The sequence below is a fragment of the Acidimicrobiales bacterium genome (assembly GCA_035533595.1).
GTDB lineage: Bacteria > Actinomycetota > Acidimicrobiia > Acidimicrobiales > Bog-793 > DATLTN01.
The window spans coordinates 28,022-43,983 of record DATLTN010000070.1 but is presented as its reverse complement, the minus strand read 5'-3'; the positions used below and the strand labels follow the sequence as shown (position 1 = coordinate 43,983).

Genomic DNA, 15,962 nt, shown 5'->3' with positions numbered 1-15,962 from the left:
TCCTCTACCGCCTCGCGGGGCGCGCCCCCGCCGCGCACTTCCACGACATCACGAGCGGCGACAACGACTACCTCGGCGACCACCCCGGCGCCTACGGGGCGACCGTCGGCTACGACCGGGCCTCGGGGCTCGGCTCGCCGGTCGGGGCCGACCTCGTGAGCGCCCTCTGCCGCTGAGCCTCACGCGGGGAGGAGGATGCCGAGCACCTCGTCGAGGTCGCCGAGGTCGGCGAGCGCGTGGTCGGCACCGAGGGGGGCGAGCTCGTCGAGGGGGTAGCGGCCGGTCCCGACGAGGAGGCAGTGGGCACCGCCTGCCCGCGCGCACTCGAGGTCGCGGGGGCTGTCACCGACGATCCAGGTCTCCTCGGGCGTGAAGCGGCGCCCCCGCTCGCGCTGGCGGCCGAGCGCGACGGGGACGAGCAGGCAACGATCCTCCTCGTCGCTCCCGAAGGCGCCGCCCTCGAGGTCGAGATGGCGGTCGAGGCCGAAGGCGGCGAGCTTCACGAGGGCGTTCGCCGCGAGGTTCCCGGTGAGCACCGACTGGTGCACCTCCGGCACGGCGGCGAGGGCGGCGACCACCGCCTCCGCCCCGTGGCAGGCGGCGCCGAGCGTGGCGATCTCCTCGGCCGCGGCGGCGAGCTCGCGCTCCAGGTGCTCGAGGACGAGGGGGAGGAGCGTCATGTCGTCCTCGGCCATCGCGACGAGGAACTCGCGGGCGATCTGCGGGTCGGTCTTCCCCGACATCGCGACGCGCGCCTGCGGGCGGCGGCCGAGGACCCGCTCGAGGGCGACCTCGAAGACGCGCCCGCCGACGTCGCCGGCGCGCACCAGGGTGCCGTCGATGTCCCAGAGGATGAGCCGGCGGGCCACCCGGGCACGGTAGCGGGGGCGTCACCCCGTCGTATTTCGTCACGCTGTCGTCACGACAGGCCGCGCAGACCACTACGGTGGAAGGGGACGGGTGCCTCGCCGTGGTGCCCGGGTTCCGGGGCAACGCGAGGAGGAACGGTGGGGACGATCGAGGAAGAGCAGCTCACGACGGCGCTCGATGACCTGACCAAGAAGTTCGCCGGCAACGTGACCTCGGTCAGCCGCATCATCAACCCGCTGCTCAACGTGTGGTCCGAGGCGCACGCCATCGACCCCGAGATCGCGGAGCCCCTCGAGGGGCTGCTCACCGCCCTCGCCCACCGGGTGCTCACCACCGACAGCGAGCTCGCGACGGCGGTCGACGAGGTGCGGCTGCGTCTCGCCCGCCACCAGTCGCTCGCCGCGGACATCTCGGCGGTCTGAGCTCACGGCCCGGGGACGAGCTCCTCGGGCTCGAGGCCGGCGCTCTCGGGGAGCGCGAAGAACAGCACCCCCGACGTCGCGGCGACCGCGGCGACCACCACGGCACCGTGACGAAGGCGCGACCCGCGTCGGCGACGGCGCCGAAGAGCAGCAGGCCCGCCACTGCGCCGAGCACGCTCGCCGCCACCAGCCAGCCGGCCACCGAGGCGCGCACCGCCGTCGGGAAGACCTCGTTGCCGAGCGCCCCGACCGCGGGGGCGAGCACCGAGGCGGCGCCGATGCCGAGGACGTAGCCGAGGCCGAGGCCGAGCTCGCTCCCCGAATAGGTGGCGACCGCGCAGCCGGCCATCGCGACGAGCGCCCCGGCGCCCGTCGGTCGGCGCCCGATGCGGTCGGCGAGGTGCTGGCCGAGGAGCAGGCCGCAGAGGCCGGCGACCCCCGCGCCGAGCACGAAGGCGGCGATCTCGCCGCTCGGCAGGCCGAGGATGTTCTCCCCGTAGAGGTAGACGAAACTGTTCACCGGCCCGGCCATGAAGGCGATGGAGAAGGCGAGCACGAGCACGACGAGCAGCCGGCGGCGGTAGGCGGGGCCGAGGGTCGCGACGAGATGGCGGCTGAGCCGCGGCGCGACGAGCGCGAAGCGGTCGGGCTCGCTCACCGCGCGGCGCAGCGGCCACAGGAGGACGAGCGGCACCAGCGCGAGCGCGAAGAGCGCGCGGAAGCCCGCACCGCCGCCGAGGAGGGTGTGCGCGAGCGCCGAGACGCCGGCGCCGAGGCCGTAGCCGCCGCTCACGAGCGCAATCGCGAGGGCGCGGTCCGAAGCCGCGGTCTGCTCCGCGGCCATCACCTGCGCGAGCGCGCTCGCGCTCGAGAGCAGCGGGCGGCCGAGGGCGTAGATCGCGACGAAGGACCAGTAGCTCGGCGAGAGCGCGACCGCCGCGGTGCAGGCGAGGCCAGCGGCGGCGCTCCCGAGCAGGCAGCGGCGGCGTCCGTAGCGGTCGGCGGCGGCCGTCGAGGCGAGGGCGCCGAGCGAGGCGAGGCGCAGGATGGCGAGTCCGATCCCGAGCTCGGTGCCGGAGAGGCCGGCCTCCTCGGCGATCGTCGTGCCGCCGGTCGGGTGGCCGAAGGCGCGCGCCACCTCACCGAGGGACGCGACCGCGCCGAACTGCGCGAAGCCGACGGTGAGCGAGACGAGGGCGAGCGAGAGCACCGCCCCCGAGCGCGCGGCGTGCAGGCGCAGCGTCCGCGGTACCTCCGCGGCCGGCGGCACCGCGGTCACGCCTCGGGGCGGGCGCGGCGCGCGCCCACCTACTTGACGGTCGATCCGAGCGTCACCGTCACCGTGTGCCGCCCGCTGCGGTCGACGTAGCCGATGCCGACAGCCATGCCCGGACGGTAGGCGAGGAGGAGCTGCTGGAGGGCATCGGGGCTGGTGACCGGGCGGCCGCCGAGCGCGGTGATCACGTCGCCTTCCTCGAGCCCGCCCTTCGCGGCCGGCCCGTCGGTGACGACCCCTTCGATCGGCGCCCCTGGCACCTTCGGCGCGCTCGCGAGCAGCGTGCCGGAGGGCGGGAACTCGACGCCGAGGAACGACGAGGTCCCGAGGACGATGCCGTCCCCCGCCCTCCCCCGCGTGATCAGCCGGGCGATGGCGCGCGCCTCGTTAATCGGGATCGCGAAGCCGATCACCGCGTCGCCGCCGTCGGCCGTCGCCATCGCGGTGTCCATCCCGACGACGCGGCCCCGCAGGTCGACGAGCGGGCCACCGGAGTCGCCCTCTTGGATGTCGACGGTGGTCTCGAGGAGGCCGGTGAGCTTCTCCGGCTTGCTCGACAGGTCGTCGGAAGCGGAGATGCTGCGGCCCTTGGCCGTCACCACGCCCGTCGCCGGTGTCGGCACCCCGCCGCGGCCGAGGACGTTCCCGAGCGCGACCACCGCCGTCCCAACCCGCAGCCCGGAGGAGTCGCCGAGGTGTGCGGGGGCGAGCGGACGGTGGAGGCCGTCGATCTGCACGAGGGCGATGTCCTTCGCCGGGTCGACCCCGATCACGTGCGCCGGGTAGCTCGCCGAGCCGCCGGTCGTGACGGTCAGCGAGGCGGCGTCGAGGACGACGTGGTTGTTGGTGAGGACGAGACCGTCGCCGTCGAGCACGATCCCGGTGCCGGCCGCCGCACCGCCCTCGGAGAGGGCGCTGCGGATGTCGACCACCGAGGGCTCCACCGCGGCGACGGTGGCGGCAAGGGTGCGAAGGCTCGGGCGCGCCGCGGTGCGCGGGCGCGTCGGGTGTGCGGCCGCCTGCGGACGGATGACGGAGGCCCCGAGTGCGGCACCGATCCCCCCCGCGAGGAGGGCGACCGCGAGCAGCACGGCGAGGAACCTGCGGCGCGGCGCCGCCGACGGGGCGAGCGCCTCGCCGTCGAACAGCCGCGGGGGCGGCGGGGGCGGCCCGGGGCGCTCTCCCTGTCGCTCCGCCTCGTCGTCCATATGGCTCCCTCCGGCCGGCAGCCCGGCCTGGTGCCCGACCGCGCCGAACAGGCGCGGCGAGTGTGTCACGGCGCCAACGCGGGCGCCGGTCGGTCCTTACCCGATGAGCCGCTCCTAGGACCGGGTGCGGACGATCGCGCCCCGCCTAGGGGTCAGGCCAGCGCCACGAGGTCGGCGAGCTCGTCGCTCCACAGGTCCTCGACACCGTCGGGCATGAGGAGCACGCGTTCGGGCGCGAGCGCCGCCACCGCGCCGGGGTCGTGGGTGACGAGGATGATCGCCCCCTTGTAGCTGTGCAGCGCGCGCAGCACCTCGGCGCGGCTCGCCGGGTCGAGGTTGTTCGTCGGCTCGTCGAGCAGCAGCAGGTTCGCGGAGGAGACCACGAGCGTGGCAAGGGCGAGACGGGTCTTCTCCCCGCCGGAGAGCGTCCCCGCGGTCTGGCCCACCCGGTCGCCACCGAAGAGGAAGGCGCCGAGGATCCGCCGCAGCTCGACGTCGGTCGTCGCAGCGGGGGCGGCGCGCCGCAGGTTGTCGAAGACCGAGGCGTAGGGGTCGAGGGACTCGTGCTCCTGCGCGTAGTAGCCGATCCGCAAGCCGTGGCCGTGGGTGATCTCCCCGCTGTCCGGCTCGTCGACCCCGGCGAGCAGCCGCAGCAGCGTCGTCTTGCCGGCGCCGTTCAGGCCGAGGATGACCACCCGGCTGCCGCGGTCGATGGCGAGGCCCACCTCGCTGAAGACCTCGAGGGATCCGTAGTACTTGGAGAGGCCCTCGGCCTCGAGGGGGACCCGCCCGCACGGAGCGGGGTCGGGGAAGGTGAGGCGCGCCACCTGATCGCGCACCGTCTCGGGGGCGAGGCCAGCCGCGAGGCGCTCGGCGCGCCGGTCGAACTGGTGGGCGGCGCGAGCCTTGGTGGCGGTCGCCCGCATCTTGTCGGCCTGCGAGCGCAACGCCCCGATCTTGCGCTCGGCGTTGGAGCGCTCACGGGTGCGGCGGCGCTCGTCGGCGGCCCGCCCGTCGAGGTAGGCGCGCCAGCCGACGTTGTAGAGGTCGACCTCCTGGCGGTTGGCGTCGAAGTGGAAGACCCGGTTCACGGTCGCCTCGAGGAGCTCCACGTCGTGGGTGACGAGGATGAGGCCGCCGTCGTAGCTCTTCAGGTAGCCCCGCAACCAGGCGATCGAGTCCGCGTCGAGGTGGTTCGTCGGCTCGTCGAGGAGCAGGGTCGCGGCGCCGGAGAACAGCACGCGGGCGAGCTCGATGCGGCGGCGCTGGCCGCCCGAGAGCGTCTCGAGGGGTTGCGCGAGGACCCGTTCAGGGAGGCCGAGGCTCGACACGATCGCCGCCGCCTCGGACTCCGCGCCCCACCCGCCGAGACTCTCGAAGCGCTGCTCGAGGCGGCCGTAGCGGGCGATCGCCTGCTCGCGCGCCTCGTCATCGGCGGTCCCCATCTTCGCCGCCATGTCGGCGAGGTCGCGCGCGACGACGTCAAGGCCGCGGGCCGACAGGACGCGGTCCCGGGCGATGACGCCGAGGTCACCGGTGCGGGGGTCCTGGGGGAGGTAGGCGATGGGGGCGTTGTGCTGCACGCTCCCGCCCTGCGCGAGCGCCTCCCCGGCGAGCACCTTCAACAGGGTGGTCTTCCCGGCGCCGTTGCGCCCCACGAGGCCGATCCGGTCCCCGCTCCCGACCTCGAAAGTCGCTGGACGCAGCAACGTCCTCCCGCCGACGGCGAGTTCAAGCGCGTTGGCGCGCAGCACGTTGGGGCTCCCTTCAGCGGTCGGTGACCCCCCCATTCTTCAGGAAATCGCGCCGCCACCGGTGCAGGACCTCCCCGGGTAGCCTCCACACGGTGCGCGGACCGCTCGGGCTCGTCGGAAGCGGCGAGTTCCTGCAGGTCATGACCGAGGTCGACCGCCACCTCCTCGAGGGGCGCCCGCGCCGCGCCGTCTTCCTCCCCACCGCCGCCGGCCAAGAGGGCGACGAGCGCGTCGACTACTGGCTCGATCTCGGGCGCAGGCACTACGAGCGACTCGGCGTCGAGGCCGTGCCGCTGCGCGTCCTTGACCGGAGCGACGCCGAGCGCGAGGAGCTCGCCGCCGAGATCGCCGGCGCGGGCCTCGTCTACCTCTCGGGCGGGAGCCCCGCCTACCTCGCCGACACCCTCCGCGACACCGCCGTCTGGCGGGCGATCCTCGACGCCCACGAGGCGGGTGCGGCGCTGGCCGGCTGCTCGGCCGGCGCGTGCGCGCTCACCCGCGTCGCCGGGGGCTTCCGAGAGCGCTCCACGGCGGCGCGTCCCGGCCTCGCCGTCGTCGCGCACCTCGCGGTGATCCCGCACTTCGACCGCTTCGACGGCCGCGACCCGGGCCTCGCCGCGCAGTTCGCCGGGCGGGTCCCGCCCGGGGTCGGCATCGTCGGTGTCGACGAGGAGACGGCGCTCGTCGGCGGGCCGGAGCACTACACGGTAATGGGGCGCCGCTCGGCCTGGTGGCTCCGGAGGGACGGCAGCCGCAGCGAGTGGAAGAGCGGGAGCAGCGTGTTCCTCCCCGTCGGCTGCGAGCCGGTGATCGAGGCCTGAGTGGCTGAACGATCCGGCGAGCTGCGGGTCGAGCAGGTCGCGCCGGCGCGCGCCTTCGCGCTGCGCCGTGCCGTGCTCCGCCCCTGGTTGCGCCTCGACGAGCTCGCGGCGGACGACGAGGGCGCGCCGACCTTCGCCGCGCTCGCCGGCCCCGACGAAGAGGTCGTCGGCTGCGCCACCCTCTTCGAGGAGGCCGCTCCCGAGAGCGTCCCCGAAGCCGCGCGCCGCCTCCCCGGCTTCCGCCTGCGCAGCATGGCGACCGCCCCCGAGCACCGCGGCACCGGGGTCGGCACCGCCGTGCTCACGGCGGTGCTCGCCGAGGTCGCCCGCCGCGGTGGCGGGGTGCTGTGGTGCCACGCGCGCGCCGGCGCCGTCGACTTCTATTCGACGATGGGCCTCGCGCGCGCCGGCGCGGAGTTCGAGATCGAGCGCATCGGCGTGCACGTCGTGATGTGGTGCGTGGTCGAGGCGGCGACCGGGTAGACCAGGCGCATCGCCGCCGGCGCCCGGCGGCGCGCGCCTTTCGAGCAGAGGAGTGGACGATGGCGGCACTGCGAAACGGGCGCCTGCCGCTCGCCACCGCCCTCGTGGGGCTGCTCGGCGGGCTGACGGCCGCCGGCGGCGCGGCCGCCACCGCGAGCAGCGCCCCGCAGCGCTCGACCCCGCGCGCCGGGGTGCCCGCCTCACCCCGCCTCGGTGACCTCCTCACCTACGACTACGACATCGCCCGCTCCGGGGACGACCCCGCCGACCCCGCGATCGCCGGCCTCTCGGCAGCGGCGCGCTGGGACCGCCACCTCGACGGCGGCGTCTACGCCGAGCCGCTCCTCGACGCCGGCAGCGCCTACGTGGCCACCGAGAACGACACCCTCTACGCCCTGAACGCCCGCTCGGGCGCGCTCCGCTGGTCGCTGCACCTCGGCACCGCCGTGAGCGGCAGCGTGCTGCACAGCACTCCCACCGCGGGCTGCGGAGACATCGCCCCCCTCGGCATCACCGGGACCCCGGCCATCGACCCGGCGAACAACGAGCTCTTCGTCGTCGGCGAGGTCGAGCTCGGCGGCCACGCCAACTGGCGGTACATCCGCCACGAGCTCTTCGCCGTCTCCCTCACGAGCCACCGGGTGCTCTGGAAGCGGCGCGTCGACCCGCCGGGGGGCAACAACCCGAACCGCTACTACATCGGCGCCGAGCAGCAGCGCAGCGCCCTCACCGTGGCAAACGGCCACCTCTACGTCGAGCTCGGCGGCCTCTACGGCGACTGCGGCCAGTACCACGGCTTCGTCGTCGCGCTCCCCGAGAGCGGGAGCGGGGCGCTCCAGAGCTACCAGGTCGCGAGCGCCCGCGAGGGAGCGATCTGGGCGACGAGCGGCGCGACGGTCGCCCCGGGCGGTGACCTCTACGTGGCGACGGGGAACGGCGCCTCCTCGAGCGCCACGGACTTCGACGAGGGCAACTCGGTGATCGCCCTCAGCCCCTCGCTGTCGCGCCTCGGGGTGTGGGCGCCCGCGAACTGGGTGCAGCTGAACGACGACGACTGGGACCTCGGCTCGGGTGGGCCGGTACAGATCCCCGGCACCTCGCGGCTGTTCGTGGCCGGCAAGCCCGCCAGCAACGGGAGCGTCGGCTACCTCCTCGACGAGCAGCACCTCGGCGGGGTCGGCGGCCCGGCCTTCACCGGTGCGCTGTGCGCGAGCGGCGGCGTCTACGGCGCCCCCGCCGTCGATCCCACCGCGGCCGGGGTGCTCGTCTTCGCGCCCTGCGGCAGCGGCACCACGGCGGTGCGCGTCGCCGGCGCGAGCTTCCACCTCGCCTGGCGGCAGTCCTCCGGCGCCGCCAACGGCCCGCCGATCCTCGCCGGCGGCCTCGTCTTCGCCCTCGACTGGAACGGCGGGGCGCTCTACGCGATGAGCCCGACGAGCGGGAGGGTCGTGCTCAGCCGGCCGACCGACGCCCTCGAGCACTTCGCCACGCCGGCGGTCGGCGACTCGATGCTGCTCGTGCCGACGCAGTCGGGCGTGGAGGGCTTCCGCGCCCTCGGCTGAGCGGGCTCAGACGCCGAGGCGCTCCCGCCAGCCGGTCGCCGCGCTCTCGCCCGGCGAGCCGCGCAGCGATCCGAGGGGGGCCGACTCGGCGAGGAGGCGCTGGCGCCAGTAGTCGTGGGTCACGCCGTCGACGAGCTCCCGGCGGTGCGCGATGAGCTCGGCGGGGGCGTCGGAGAGGAAGCCGAGGAGCTCGAGGCCGACCTCGACGTCGGCGAGGATCGGCGCCCGCCCGTAGCTCGCGGCGCGGCGCAGGCCGAGGACGACGCCCGCGGTAAGGGCGTCCTCGGCGTGCTCGCCGCTCGTGAGGACGAGGCGCCCGCGCAGGCGCTCCGCGAGGCCGAGGGCGTAGCCCTGGTCCGGCCCGGGGGTACCGAGGCCCTTGCCGCCGGCCGTCGCCTTCACGAGCTCACCGGGGCGGTGCGGCCGCCAGGGGCGCGGCGTGTCCACGCGGTAGGCCGGGCGGACCTCGTCGGGAGCGGCGATCGGCGCGAACTTCGGCTGGGTCATCGAGCGCCGAGGGTATCCGACGCGCCGCCGCGCACGCCGCCGGCGCGCAGCAGGCCGAAGACGATCGAGTCGACGAGCGCCTGCCAGGAGGCCTCGATGACGTTCTCCGAGACGCCGATCGTCGAGAAGCTGCCCTCCTCGTCGGCGGTGTCGAGCAGGACGCGCGTCACCGCCCCGGTGCCCTTCCCGGTGTCGAGGACGCGCACCCGGTAGTCGGTGAGATGCAGCGCGGCGAGCTCGGGAAAGTAGCGGCCGATCGCCTTGCGCAGCGCCGAGTCGAGGGCGTTCACCGGGCCGTTGCCCTCCGCGGTCTCGACGACGCGGTCGCCGCCGACGTGCACCTTCACGGTCGCCTCAGTGGTGAGCTCGCCCTCCTCGCCCCAGCCGTGCACGAGGCGCTCAGGGTCCGGGACCGGGTGGTCGAGCTGGCGCCAGTCGGTGACCACCCGGAAGGACTCGACGGTGAAGAAGCTGGCGAGCTCCTCCGGCCCTCCCCCCGACGCGGCGCGCATCAGCAGCTCGAGCGAGCCGTCGGCGACCTCGAAGTGGTAGCCGGCGTGCTCGAGGCGCTTCAGCGCGTCGAGGACGCGGCCAGTCGCCTCGGCGTCGAGGTCGATGCCGAGCTCGGCGGCCTTCATCGCGAGCGTCGAGCGGCCGGCGAGCTCGGAGACGACGACGCGCGTGCCGTTGCCGACCGAGTCCGGCGGGACGTGCTCGTAGGCGTCGGCGCGGCGCACGATCGCGCTCGTGTGCAGCCCCGCCTTGTGCGCGAAGGCGGCAGTGCCGACGTAGGGCTTCTGCGGGTCGAGGGTGAGGTTGACGATCTCCGCGATGTGGCGGGCGGTCGGCGTGACGAGAGGGAGCTTCTCCGCGGGGACCGTGCTGATGCCCATCTTCAAGGTGAGGTCGGGGATCGCGACGCAGAGGTCGGCGTTGCCCGCCCGCTCCCCGTAGCCGTTCACGCAGCCCTGCACCTGGGTCGCGCCGACACGCACCGCGGCGAGGCTGTTGGCGACGGCGCAGCCCGAGTCGTTGTGGAAGTGCACCCCGATCACCGCCCGCGTCGCGGCGCGCACCGTGGCCACGATCTCCTCGACCTCGTGCGGCAGCGCGCCGCCGTTGGTGTCGCAGAGCACGAGCGCCGAGGCGCCCGCCTCCTCGGCGGCGGCGAGGACCTCGAGGGAGAAGGCGGGGTCGCGGCGGAAGCCATCGAAGAAGTGCTCGGCGTCCAAGAAGACCTGCCGACCCTCGCCGACGAGGAGGGCGACCGAGTCGCGGACCATCGCCACGCCCTCGGCGAGGGTCGTCCGCAGCGCCTCGGTGACGTGCAGGTCGGAGGCCTTGGCGACGATGCAGACCGTGTCGGTCGCGGCCCGCAGCAGCTGGCCGAGGGTCTCGTCCCCGGCGGCGGCGGCCCCAGCGCGGCGCGTCGAACCGAAGGCCGCGAGGACGGCGTGCTCGAGCTTCAGCTCGTCGCGGGCGCGGGCGAAGAACTCGCCGTCCTTCGGGTTGGCACCCGGCCAGCCCCCCTCGATGTAGGCCACGCCGAGGTGGTCGATCTGCTGCGCGACGCGCAGCTTGTCCTCGACGGTGAGCGAGATGCCCTCCTGCTGGGAGCCGTCGCGCAGCGTCGTGTCGTAGATCTCGACGCTCGCCGGCAGCGCGGGGCGCGCGAGCACGCCCCCGCCGGCAGGGACCTCAGTCGACAAGTTCGACCCAGTCCTTGTAGCGGTCGACCCCGCCGCGGACGGCCGAGAAGTAGGTCTCCTGGATGGCGCGCGTCACCGGCCCCGGCTCCCCGGCGCCGACGGTGCGGTCGTCGACCGAGGCGATGGGGACGATCTCGGCCGCGGTCCCGGTGAGGAAGGCCTCGTCGGCGAGGTAGAGGTCGGGGCGGCGGAGGAGCTCGTGGTGGACCTCGTAGCCGAGGTCGCGGGCGATCACCTGCGCGCTGTCGGCGGTGATCCCCTCGAGGGCGGCGACCGCCGAGGTCGACGGCGAGTAGAGCACCCCGTCGCGCACGATGAAGAGGTTCTCGCCGGTGCCCTCGGAGAGGTAGCCGTCGGTCGTCAGCAGCAGCGCCTCGTCGTACCCGGCGCGCACCGCCTCCACCTTGGCGAGCGAGGAGTTGATGTACATCCCGGTCGCCTTGGCGGCTGTCGGCATCGCGCGCGGGTCATGGCGGGCCCAGGAGCTGACCTTCAAGCGGATGCCCTTCGCGATCCCCTCCTCGCCGAGGTAGGCGCTCCAGGGCCAGACCGCGACGGAGACCTTGACCTCGGAGAAGAGCGGGTTGAGGCCCATCTCGCCGTAGCCGAGGTAGACGAGGGGGCGGATGTAGCAGGCGTCGAGGCCGGAGGCGCGCACAGTGTCCAGCACCGCGGCCGAGAGCTCGGCGTGGCTGAAGGGGACCTCGAGGGCGAGGATGTGCGCCGAGCGGAGCAGCCGGGAGATGTGGTCCGAGAGGCGGAAGACTCCCGGCCCGTCCGGCGTCGCGTAGGCGCGGATGCCCTCGAAGACGCCGGTGCCGTAGTGCAGGCTGTGGGTGAGGACGTGCACGGTGGCGTCCTCCCAGTCGACGAGCTCGCCGTCCATCCAGATCTTGGCCGTCGGGGTAATCGGCATCTCACAACCTCCCTGCGACGGCATCGCCGATCGCGGTCGTCTCCAGCTTGGTCCCGCTCGTCGCGAGCTCCCGCTGGACCTCGAGCACAGCAGCCGTCACCTTGGCGGCGGCGACGGCCTCACCGAGGTGCTCGAGCATCATCGCCGCCGACCGGATCGCGGCGAGCGGGTTCGCCGCACCCGTGCCGACGATGTCGTGGGCGGCGCCGTGCACCGGCTCGAACAGCGAGGGGCCGGTGCGGGCCGGGTTGAGGTTCGCCGAGGCGGCGAGGCCGATGCCCCCGGTGACGGCGCCGCCGAGGTCGGTGAGGATGTCGCCGAAGAGGTTGTCGGTGACCACCACGTCGTAGCGGGCGGCGTCGGTCGCGAAGTAGATGCAGGCCGCGTCGACGTGGTTGTAGTCCACCGCGACCTCGGGGAACTCCCCCTTCACCTCGTCGACCACCCGTGACCAGAGGTCGCCGGAGAAGGTGAGCACGTTGGTCTTGTGGACGAGGGTGAGGTGCCGTGCGGGACGGGCTTCGGCGAGGGCGAAGGCGAAGCGGGCGCAGCGCTCGACACCGAAGCGGGTGTTCACCGAGCCCTGGGTGGCGACCTCGTGGGGGGTGTTGCGCCGCAGCACGCCCCCTTCGCCGACGTAGGGGCCCTCGGTGTTCTCACGCACGACGACGAAGTCGGCGCCCGGGGCGATCGCCCCGGGGGAGGAGTTGAAGGGGCGGAGGTTGATGTAGAGATCGAGCTCGAAGCGCAGGCGGAGCAGCAGGCCGCGCTCGAGGACGCCGGAGGGCACCTCGGTCGAGCCGATCGGCGGGCCGATCGCGCCGAGGACGATGGCGTCGTAGCCGCGCAGCTCCTCGAGGACCTCGTCGCGCAGCACCTCGCCGGTCGCCACGTAGTGGGCGGCACCGAGCTCGTAGTTGGTCGTGTCGAGGGTGACCCCCGCCGCGGCGACGACCTTCAGCGCCTCGGCGGTGACCTCGGGGCCGATCCCGTCCCCACCGATCACCGCGACCTTGAACGCTGCCACCCGAATCGCCCTCCAGCCCTTCTTCGTCAACCTGTGCCCAGGAACCAAAACAAGCAACAAAAAAACCGCCCACCAGGTGGACGGTCGACGACGCGCACCATGAGGTGAGCGCCTCTAGGGAATTACGACCTGCTTCGTCTGCCGCTTTTTGTCCCTCATGCTGGGCTTCAGTCTCGTCCACGACACCGGCCCCGTCAACCCGCCCCCGACTGGCGCGCGGCGTCCGCCGCGCGATCATTGAGCCGTGAGCGACCACCTCCCCGAGCGCGCCCGGCTGCGCACCGCGGAGGCAGACCGCGAGGCCGTCGTCGACGCCCTCCGCCGCCACGCCGCGCTCGGCCGCCTCGACTTCGACGAGCTCGGCGAGCGCATCGGCCGCGCTCTCTCGGCGAGGACCTTCGCCGAGCTCGACGCGGTGACCGCCGACCTGCCCGTCGAGGCCGCGCCCGAGCCGCGCCTCGCGGCCTGGCGCCGGCCGCTCGTGCTGATGGGCGGCGAGCTCGCCGTGGTCGACGCCTTCTTCGTGACGGCCTGGCTCCTCTCCGGCCACCACGGCAGCTTCTGGCCCGGCTGGATCCTTCTCATCACCGCCTTCCTCTATCTCCGCCGGGTGCTGCGCGAGCAGCTCCACCGGGCGCGCCGCCGCGAGCGCGCCGAGCGCCGCGCCGGCTGAGGGCCGGATCCCGGGAGCCGCCCGGACTGGCCGCCGCGGGCGGGCGCTACCCTTCCTCGGATGCCCGAGACGCAACTCTCCCCCGAGGCCCACCAGCGCCTCAGCGAGGAGCTCGAAGACCTGACGACCCGCGGGCGGATCGACATCGCCCGCCAGATCGAGGCGGCGCGCGCCCTCGGCGACCTCTCGGAGAACGGCGACTACCACGCCGCGAAGGACGCGCAGGGCAAGATGGAGGCGCGCATCCGGCAGATCCAGGCGATGCTCGAGTACGCGGTGATCGTCGACCCGAGCGCGAGCGCGAGCGGCGTGGTCGTGGCGGGGGCGGTCGTCGGCATCCGTTACGAGGGCGACGACGAGGTGGAGCGCTATCTTCTCGGCTCGATCGAGGAGCGCCGGGAGGACGTCTCGGTGATCTCGCCCGGCTCGCCGCTCGGCCAGGCCCTCCTCGGCCACGGGGTCGGCGACCACGTGGAGTACGAGGCGCCGAACGGCAAGCTGAGCGTCGAGATCGTCTCGCTCGACTAGCGGAGGAGAGTTCGTGGGAAGCACCTTGTCGGAGAAGGTCTGGGAGCGGCACGTCGTGCACGCCGGGACGGGCAGCGAGCCGGACCTGCTCTACATCGACCTCCACCTCGTCCACGAGGTGACCTCGCCGCAGGCCTTCGAGGGCCTCCGCCTCTCGGGTCGGCGCGTCCGCCGCCCCGACCTCACCGTCGCCACCGCCGACCACAACGTCCCGACCAAGGACATCGACAAGCCGATCGAGGACGAGATCTCCCGCCGCCAGCTGGAGGCGATGGCGGAGAACGCCGAGGACTTCGGCCTCACCTACTTCCCGATGGGTGACCCCGACCAGGGGATCGTGCACGTCATCGGCCCCGAGCAGGGCCTCAGCCAGCCCGGGATGACGATCGTCTGCGGGGACAGCCACACCTCCACCCACGGCGCCTTCGGGGCGCTCGCCTTCGGCATCGGCACCTCCGAGGTGGAGCACGTGCTCGCCACCCAGACCCTCCCGCAGCGACGGCCGAAGACGATGGCCGTCGAGGTCGAGGGCACCCTCCCGGACTCGGTGAGCGCGAAGGACCTCGTCCTCGCGATCATCGGCCGCCTCGGCACCGGTGGCGGCATCGGCCACGTCATCGAGTACCGCGGCAGCGCGATCCGCGACCTCTCGATGGAGGGGCGGATGACCGTCTGCAACATGTCGATCGAGGCGGGCGCCCGCGCCGGCCTCGTCGCCCCCGACGAGAAGACCTTCGAGTACCTGCGGGGGCGCGACCACGTCGGCTCCGGCGCGGACTTCGACGCCGCCGTCGCGGACTGGAAGACCCTCGTCACCGACGACGACGCCGTCTTCGACACCACGATCCGCATCGACGCGACGAGCCTCACGCCGCACGTCACCTGGGGAACGAACCCCGGCCAGGTGATCCCGATCGACGGCGTCGTCCCCGACCCGGCGGCGATCGCCGACCCCCTCGAGCGCGAGGCGGCGGAGCGGGCGCTGCGCTACATGGACCTCCGGCCGGGCACCGCGATCGTCGACGTACCCGTCGATACCGTCTTCATCGGCTCGTGCACCAACAGCCGCATCGAGGACCTGCGCGCCGCCGCCGAGGTGGCGCGCGGCCGGCGCGTGCACGGCGGGGTGCGGGCGCTCGTGGTGCCCGGCTCCCAGCGGGTGAAGAAGGCGGCCGAGGCCGAGGGCCTCGACGCGATCTTCACCGCCGCGGGTTTCGAGTGGCGCGAGGCCGGCTGCTCGATGTGCCTCGGGATGAACCCCGACACCCTCGCGCCGGGCGAACGCGGCGCCTCCACCTCGAACCGCAACTTCGAAGGACGCCAGGGGCGGGGCGGCCGCACCCACCTCGTCTCCCCGCAGGTCGCCGCGGCGAGCGCCATCGCCGGCCATTTCGCCGCTCCCGAGCAGCTCTAAAAGGACACGCCATGGACCCCGTACGCGCCGTCACCGGCAAGGCCCTCCCGCTCGACCGCGCCGACGTCGACACCGACCAGATCATCCCGAGCGAGTGGCTGAAGCGCATCGAGCGCACCGGCTTCGGCGCGGGGCTCTTCGCCGAGTGGCGTGATGACCGCGACTTCGTCCTCAACCAGCCCGAGCACGCCGGGGCGCGCATCGTCGTCGCCGGCCCGAACTTCGGCATCGGCTCCTCGCGCGAGCACGCCGTCTGGGCGCTCGTCGACTATGGCTTCCACGCCGTCGTGAGCGCGCGCTTCGGCGACATCTTCCGCAACAACTCGACCCGCACCGGCCTCGTCCCCGCGCAGGTCGAGCCCGAGGTGGCCCGCACCCTGCTCGACGCGATCCACGCCGACCCCGACCTCGAGATCACCGTGGACGTCGAGCGCAGGCTCGTCGAGGCACCGGCGATCGGCCTCACCGCCCCCTTCTCCCTCGACGACGACGCCCGTGAGCGGCTGCTGAACGGCCTCGACGACATCGGCGTGACGCTCCGCTACGAGGCCGACATCGACCGCTTCGAGGCCACCCGCAGCGGCGCCTACCCGGCGGTCACCGTCCGCGCCTGACCCCGCCGCCTTGACGGCGATGGGCGAGGGGTAGAAGCTGGTGGGGATGAGCAGCACCCTCCGCCTGCACACGGTCCTCCTCCTTACCTAGCGGTGAGCGCCCTCCCGGTGCTCACCACGACCTCCTGCGCCCTAGGGCCGGGAGGTTTTTTGTTGCTCAAGTTCCGCCGCCGCAGTC

The 15,962-nt window shown here is 73.8% G+C and carries 16 protein-coding genes; 8 read left to right on the top strand and 8 right to left on the bottom strand.

Annotation, left to right across the window (positions count from 1 at the left end; translation table 11 throughout):
* Window positions 1-179: 179 nt before the first annotated feature.
* Entirely contained in the window at window positions 180-869 is a 690-nt protein-coding gene (locus tag VNF07_13260) for a haloacid dehalogenase-like hydrolase (GenBank protein ID HVB07206.1), read from the bottom strand.
* A 138-nt stretch (window positions 870-1,007) separates the two neighbouring features.
* On the opposite strand from VNF07_13260, the gene VNF07_13255 reads away from it, so the two are divergent.
* Window positions 1,008-1,292 carry a hypothetical protein gene (locus tag VNF07_13255; protein HVB07205.1) on the top strand — a complete coding sequence of 95 codons (285 nt, stop codon included), beginning with the start codon at window positions 1,008-1,010 and terminating at the stop codon, window positions 1,290-1,292.
* Here VNF07_13255 and VNF07_13250 read toward each other — a convergent pair.
* The 3 genes from VNF07_13250 to VNF07_13240 all read right to left on the bottom strand — a co-directional run bounded on the left by VNF07_13250 (window position 1,198) and on the right by VNF07_13240 (window position 5,530).
* Complete coding sequence (locus VNF07_13250) at window positions 1,198-2,562, bottom strand: MFS transporter (GenBank protein ID HVB07204.1); 1,365 nt, start codon at window positions 2,560-2,562, stop codon at window positions 1,198-1,200. The genes VNF07_13255 and VNF07_13250 overlap by 95 nt on opposite strands.
* A gap of 38 nt (window positions 2,563-2,600) precedes the next feature.
* Window positions 2,601-3,776: a trypsin-like peptidase domain-containing protein gene (locus tag VNF07_13245; GenBank protein ID HVB07203.1), complete on the bottom strand. Its 1,176-nt coding sequence runs from the start codon at window positions 3,774-3,776 to the stop codon at window positions 2,601-2,603.
* Between the two features lie 152 nt (window positions 3,777-3,928).
* Window positions 3,929-5,530 carry an ABC-F family ATP-binding cassette domain-containing protein gene (locus VNF07_13240; protein HVB07202.1) on the bottom strand — a complete coding sequence of 534 codons (1,602 nt, stop codon included), beginning with the start codon at window positions 5,528-5,530 and terminating at the stop codon, window positions 3,929-3,931.
* A gap of 92 nt (window positions 5,531-5,622) precedes the next feature.
* On the opposite strand from VNF07_13240, the gene VNF07_13235 reads away from it, so the two are divergent.
* The 3 genes from VNF07_13235 to VNF07_13225 are packed head-to-tail and all read left to right on the top strand — an operon-like array spanning window position 5,623 to window position 8,396.
* A complete protein-coding gene (locus VNF07_13235; protein ID HVB07201.1) occupies window positions 5,623-6,351 on the top strand; it encodes a Type 1 glutamine amidotransferase-like domain-containing protein in 729 nt (242 codons plus the stop codon).
* Window positions 6,352-6,834, top strand: a complete 483-nt coding sequence (locus VNF07_13230; GenBank protein ID HVB07200.1) for a GNAT family N-acetyltransferase — start codon at window positions 6,352-6,354, stop codon at window positions 6,832-6,834. It abuts the gene before it with no gap.
* A gap of 59 nt (window positions 6,835-6,893) precedes the next feature.
* Window positions 6,894-8,396 carry a PQQ-binding-like beta-propeller repeat protein gene (locus VNF07_13225; GenBank protein HVB07199.1) on the top strand — a complete coding sequence of 501 codons (1,503 nt, stop codon included), beginning with the start codon at window positions 6,894-6,896 and terminating at the stop codon, window positions 8,394-8,396.
* A gap of 6 nt (window positions 8,397-8,402) precedes the next feature.
* Here the strand turns inward: VNF07_13225 and VNF07_13220 are convergent, their stop codons facing one another.
* The 4 genes from VNF07_13220 to VNF07_13205 are packed head-to-tail and all read right to left on the bottom strand — an operon-like array spanning window position 8,403 to window position 12,555.
* Window positions 8,403-8,903, bottom strand: coding sequence for a hypothetical protein (locus VNF07_13220; protein HVB07198.1), 501 nt, complete (start codon window positions 8,901-8,903; stop codon window positions 8,403-8,405).
* A complete protein-coding gene (gene cimA, locus VNF07_13215) occupies window positions 8,900-10,612 on the bottom strand; it encodes a citramalate synthase (protein ID HVB07197.1) in 1,713 nt (570 codons plus the stop codon). Before cimA ends, VNF07_13220 begins: the two co-directional genes overlap by 4 nt.
* Window positions 10,602-11,528, bottom strand: a complete 927-nt coding sequence (locus VNF07_13210; protein ID HVB07196.1) for a branched-chain amino acid transaminase — start codon at window positions 11,526-11,528, stop codon at window positions 10,602-10,604. The genes cimA and VNF07_13210 overlap by 11 nt, the downstream gene beginning before the upstream one ends.
* A 1-nt stretch (window position 11,529) precedes the next feature.
* Window positions 11,530-12,555, bottom strand: coding sequence for a 3-isopropylmalate dehydrogenase (locus VNF07_13205; protein HVB07195.1), 1,026 nt, complete (start codon window positions 12,553-12,555; stop codon window positions 11,530-11,532).
* A gap of 244 nt (window positions 12,556-12,799) precedes the next feature.
* On the opposite strand from VNF07_13205, the gene VNF07_13200 reads away from it, so the two are divergent.
* Genes VNF07_13200 through leuD form a run of 4 tightly spaced genes read left to right on the top strand, consistent with a single transcriptional unit; the run spans window position 12,800 to window position 15,784 of the window.
* Window positions 12,800-13,228 (top strand): DUF1707 domain-containing protein, encoded by a 429-nt coding sequence (locus tag VNF07_13200; GenBank protein HVB07194.1) that lies wholly within the window; start codon window positions 12,800-12,802, stop codon window positions 13,226-13,228.
* Between the two features lie 60 nt (window positions 13,229-13,288).
* Window positions 13,289-13,756, top strand: coding sequence for a transcription elongation factor GreA (gene greA / locus VNF07_13195; protein ID HVB07193.1), 468 nt, complete (start codon window positions 13,289-13,291; stop codon window positions 13,754-13,756).
* Between the two features lie 13 nt (window positions 13,757-13,769).
* Window positions 13,770-15,170, top strand: coding sequence for a 3-isopropylmalate dehydratase large subunit (gene leuC / locus VNF07_13190; GenBank protein HVB07192.1), 1,401 nt, complete (start codon window positions 13,770-13,772; stop codon window positions 15,168-15,170).
* A gap of 11 nt (window positions 15,171-15,181) precedes the next feature.
* Window positions 15,182-15,784, top strand: coding sequence for a 3-isopropylmalate dehydratase small subunit (gene leuD, locus VNF07_13185; GenBank protein ID HVB07191.1), 603 nt, complete (start codon window positions 15,182-15,184; stop codon window positions 15,782-15,784).
* Window positions 15,785-15,962: the final 178 nt, after the last annotated feature.

What these genes read in the sequence shown, in the direction of transcription:
- VNF07_13245 (HVB07203.1), bottom strand. Translation starts at nt 3,776, where the DNA reads ATGGACGACGAGGCGGAGCGACAGGGAGAGCGCCCCGGGCCGCCCCCG.
- VNF07_13225 (HVB07199.1), top strand. Translation starts at nt 6,894, where the DNA reads ATGGCGGCACTGCGAAACGGGCGCCTGCCGCTCGCCACCGCCCTCGTG.
- VNF07_13220 (HVB07198.1), bottom strand. Translation starts at nt 8,903, where the DNA reads ATGACCCAGCCGAAGTTCGCGCCGATCGCCGCTCCCGACGAGGTCCGC.
- VNF07_13210 (HVB07196.1), bottom strand. Translation starts at nt 11,528, where the DNA reads ATGCCGATTACCCCGACGGCCAAGATCTGGATGGACGGCGAGCTCGTC.
- greA (HVB07193.1), top strand. Translation starts at nt 13,289, where the DNA reads ATGCCCGAGACGCAACTCTCCCCCGAGGCCCACCAGCGCCTCAGCGAG.
- leuD (HVB07191.1), top strand. Translation starts at nt 15,182, where the DNA reads ATGGACCCCGTACGCGCCGTCACCGGCAAGGCCCTCCCGCTCGACCGC.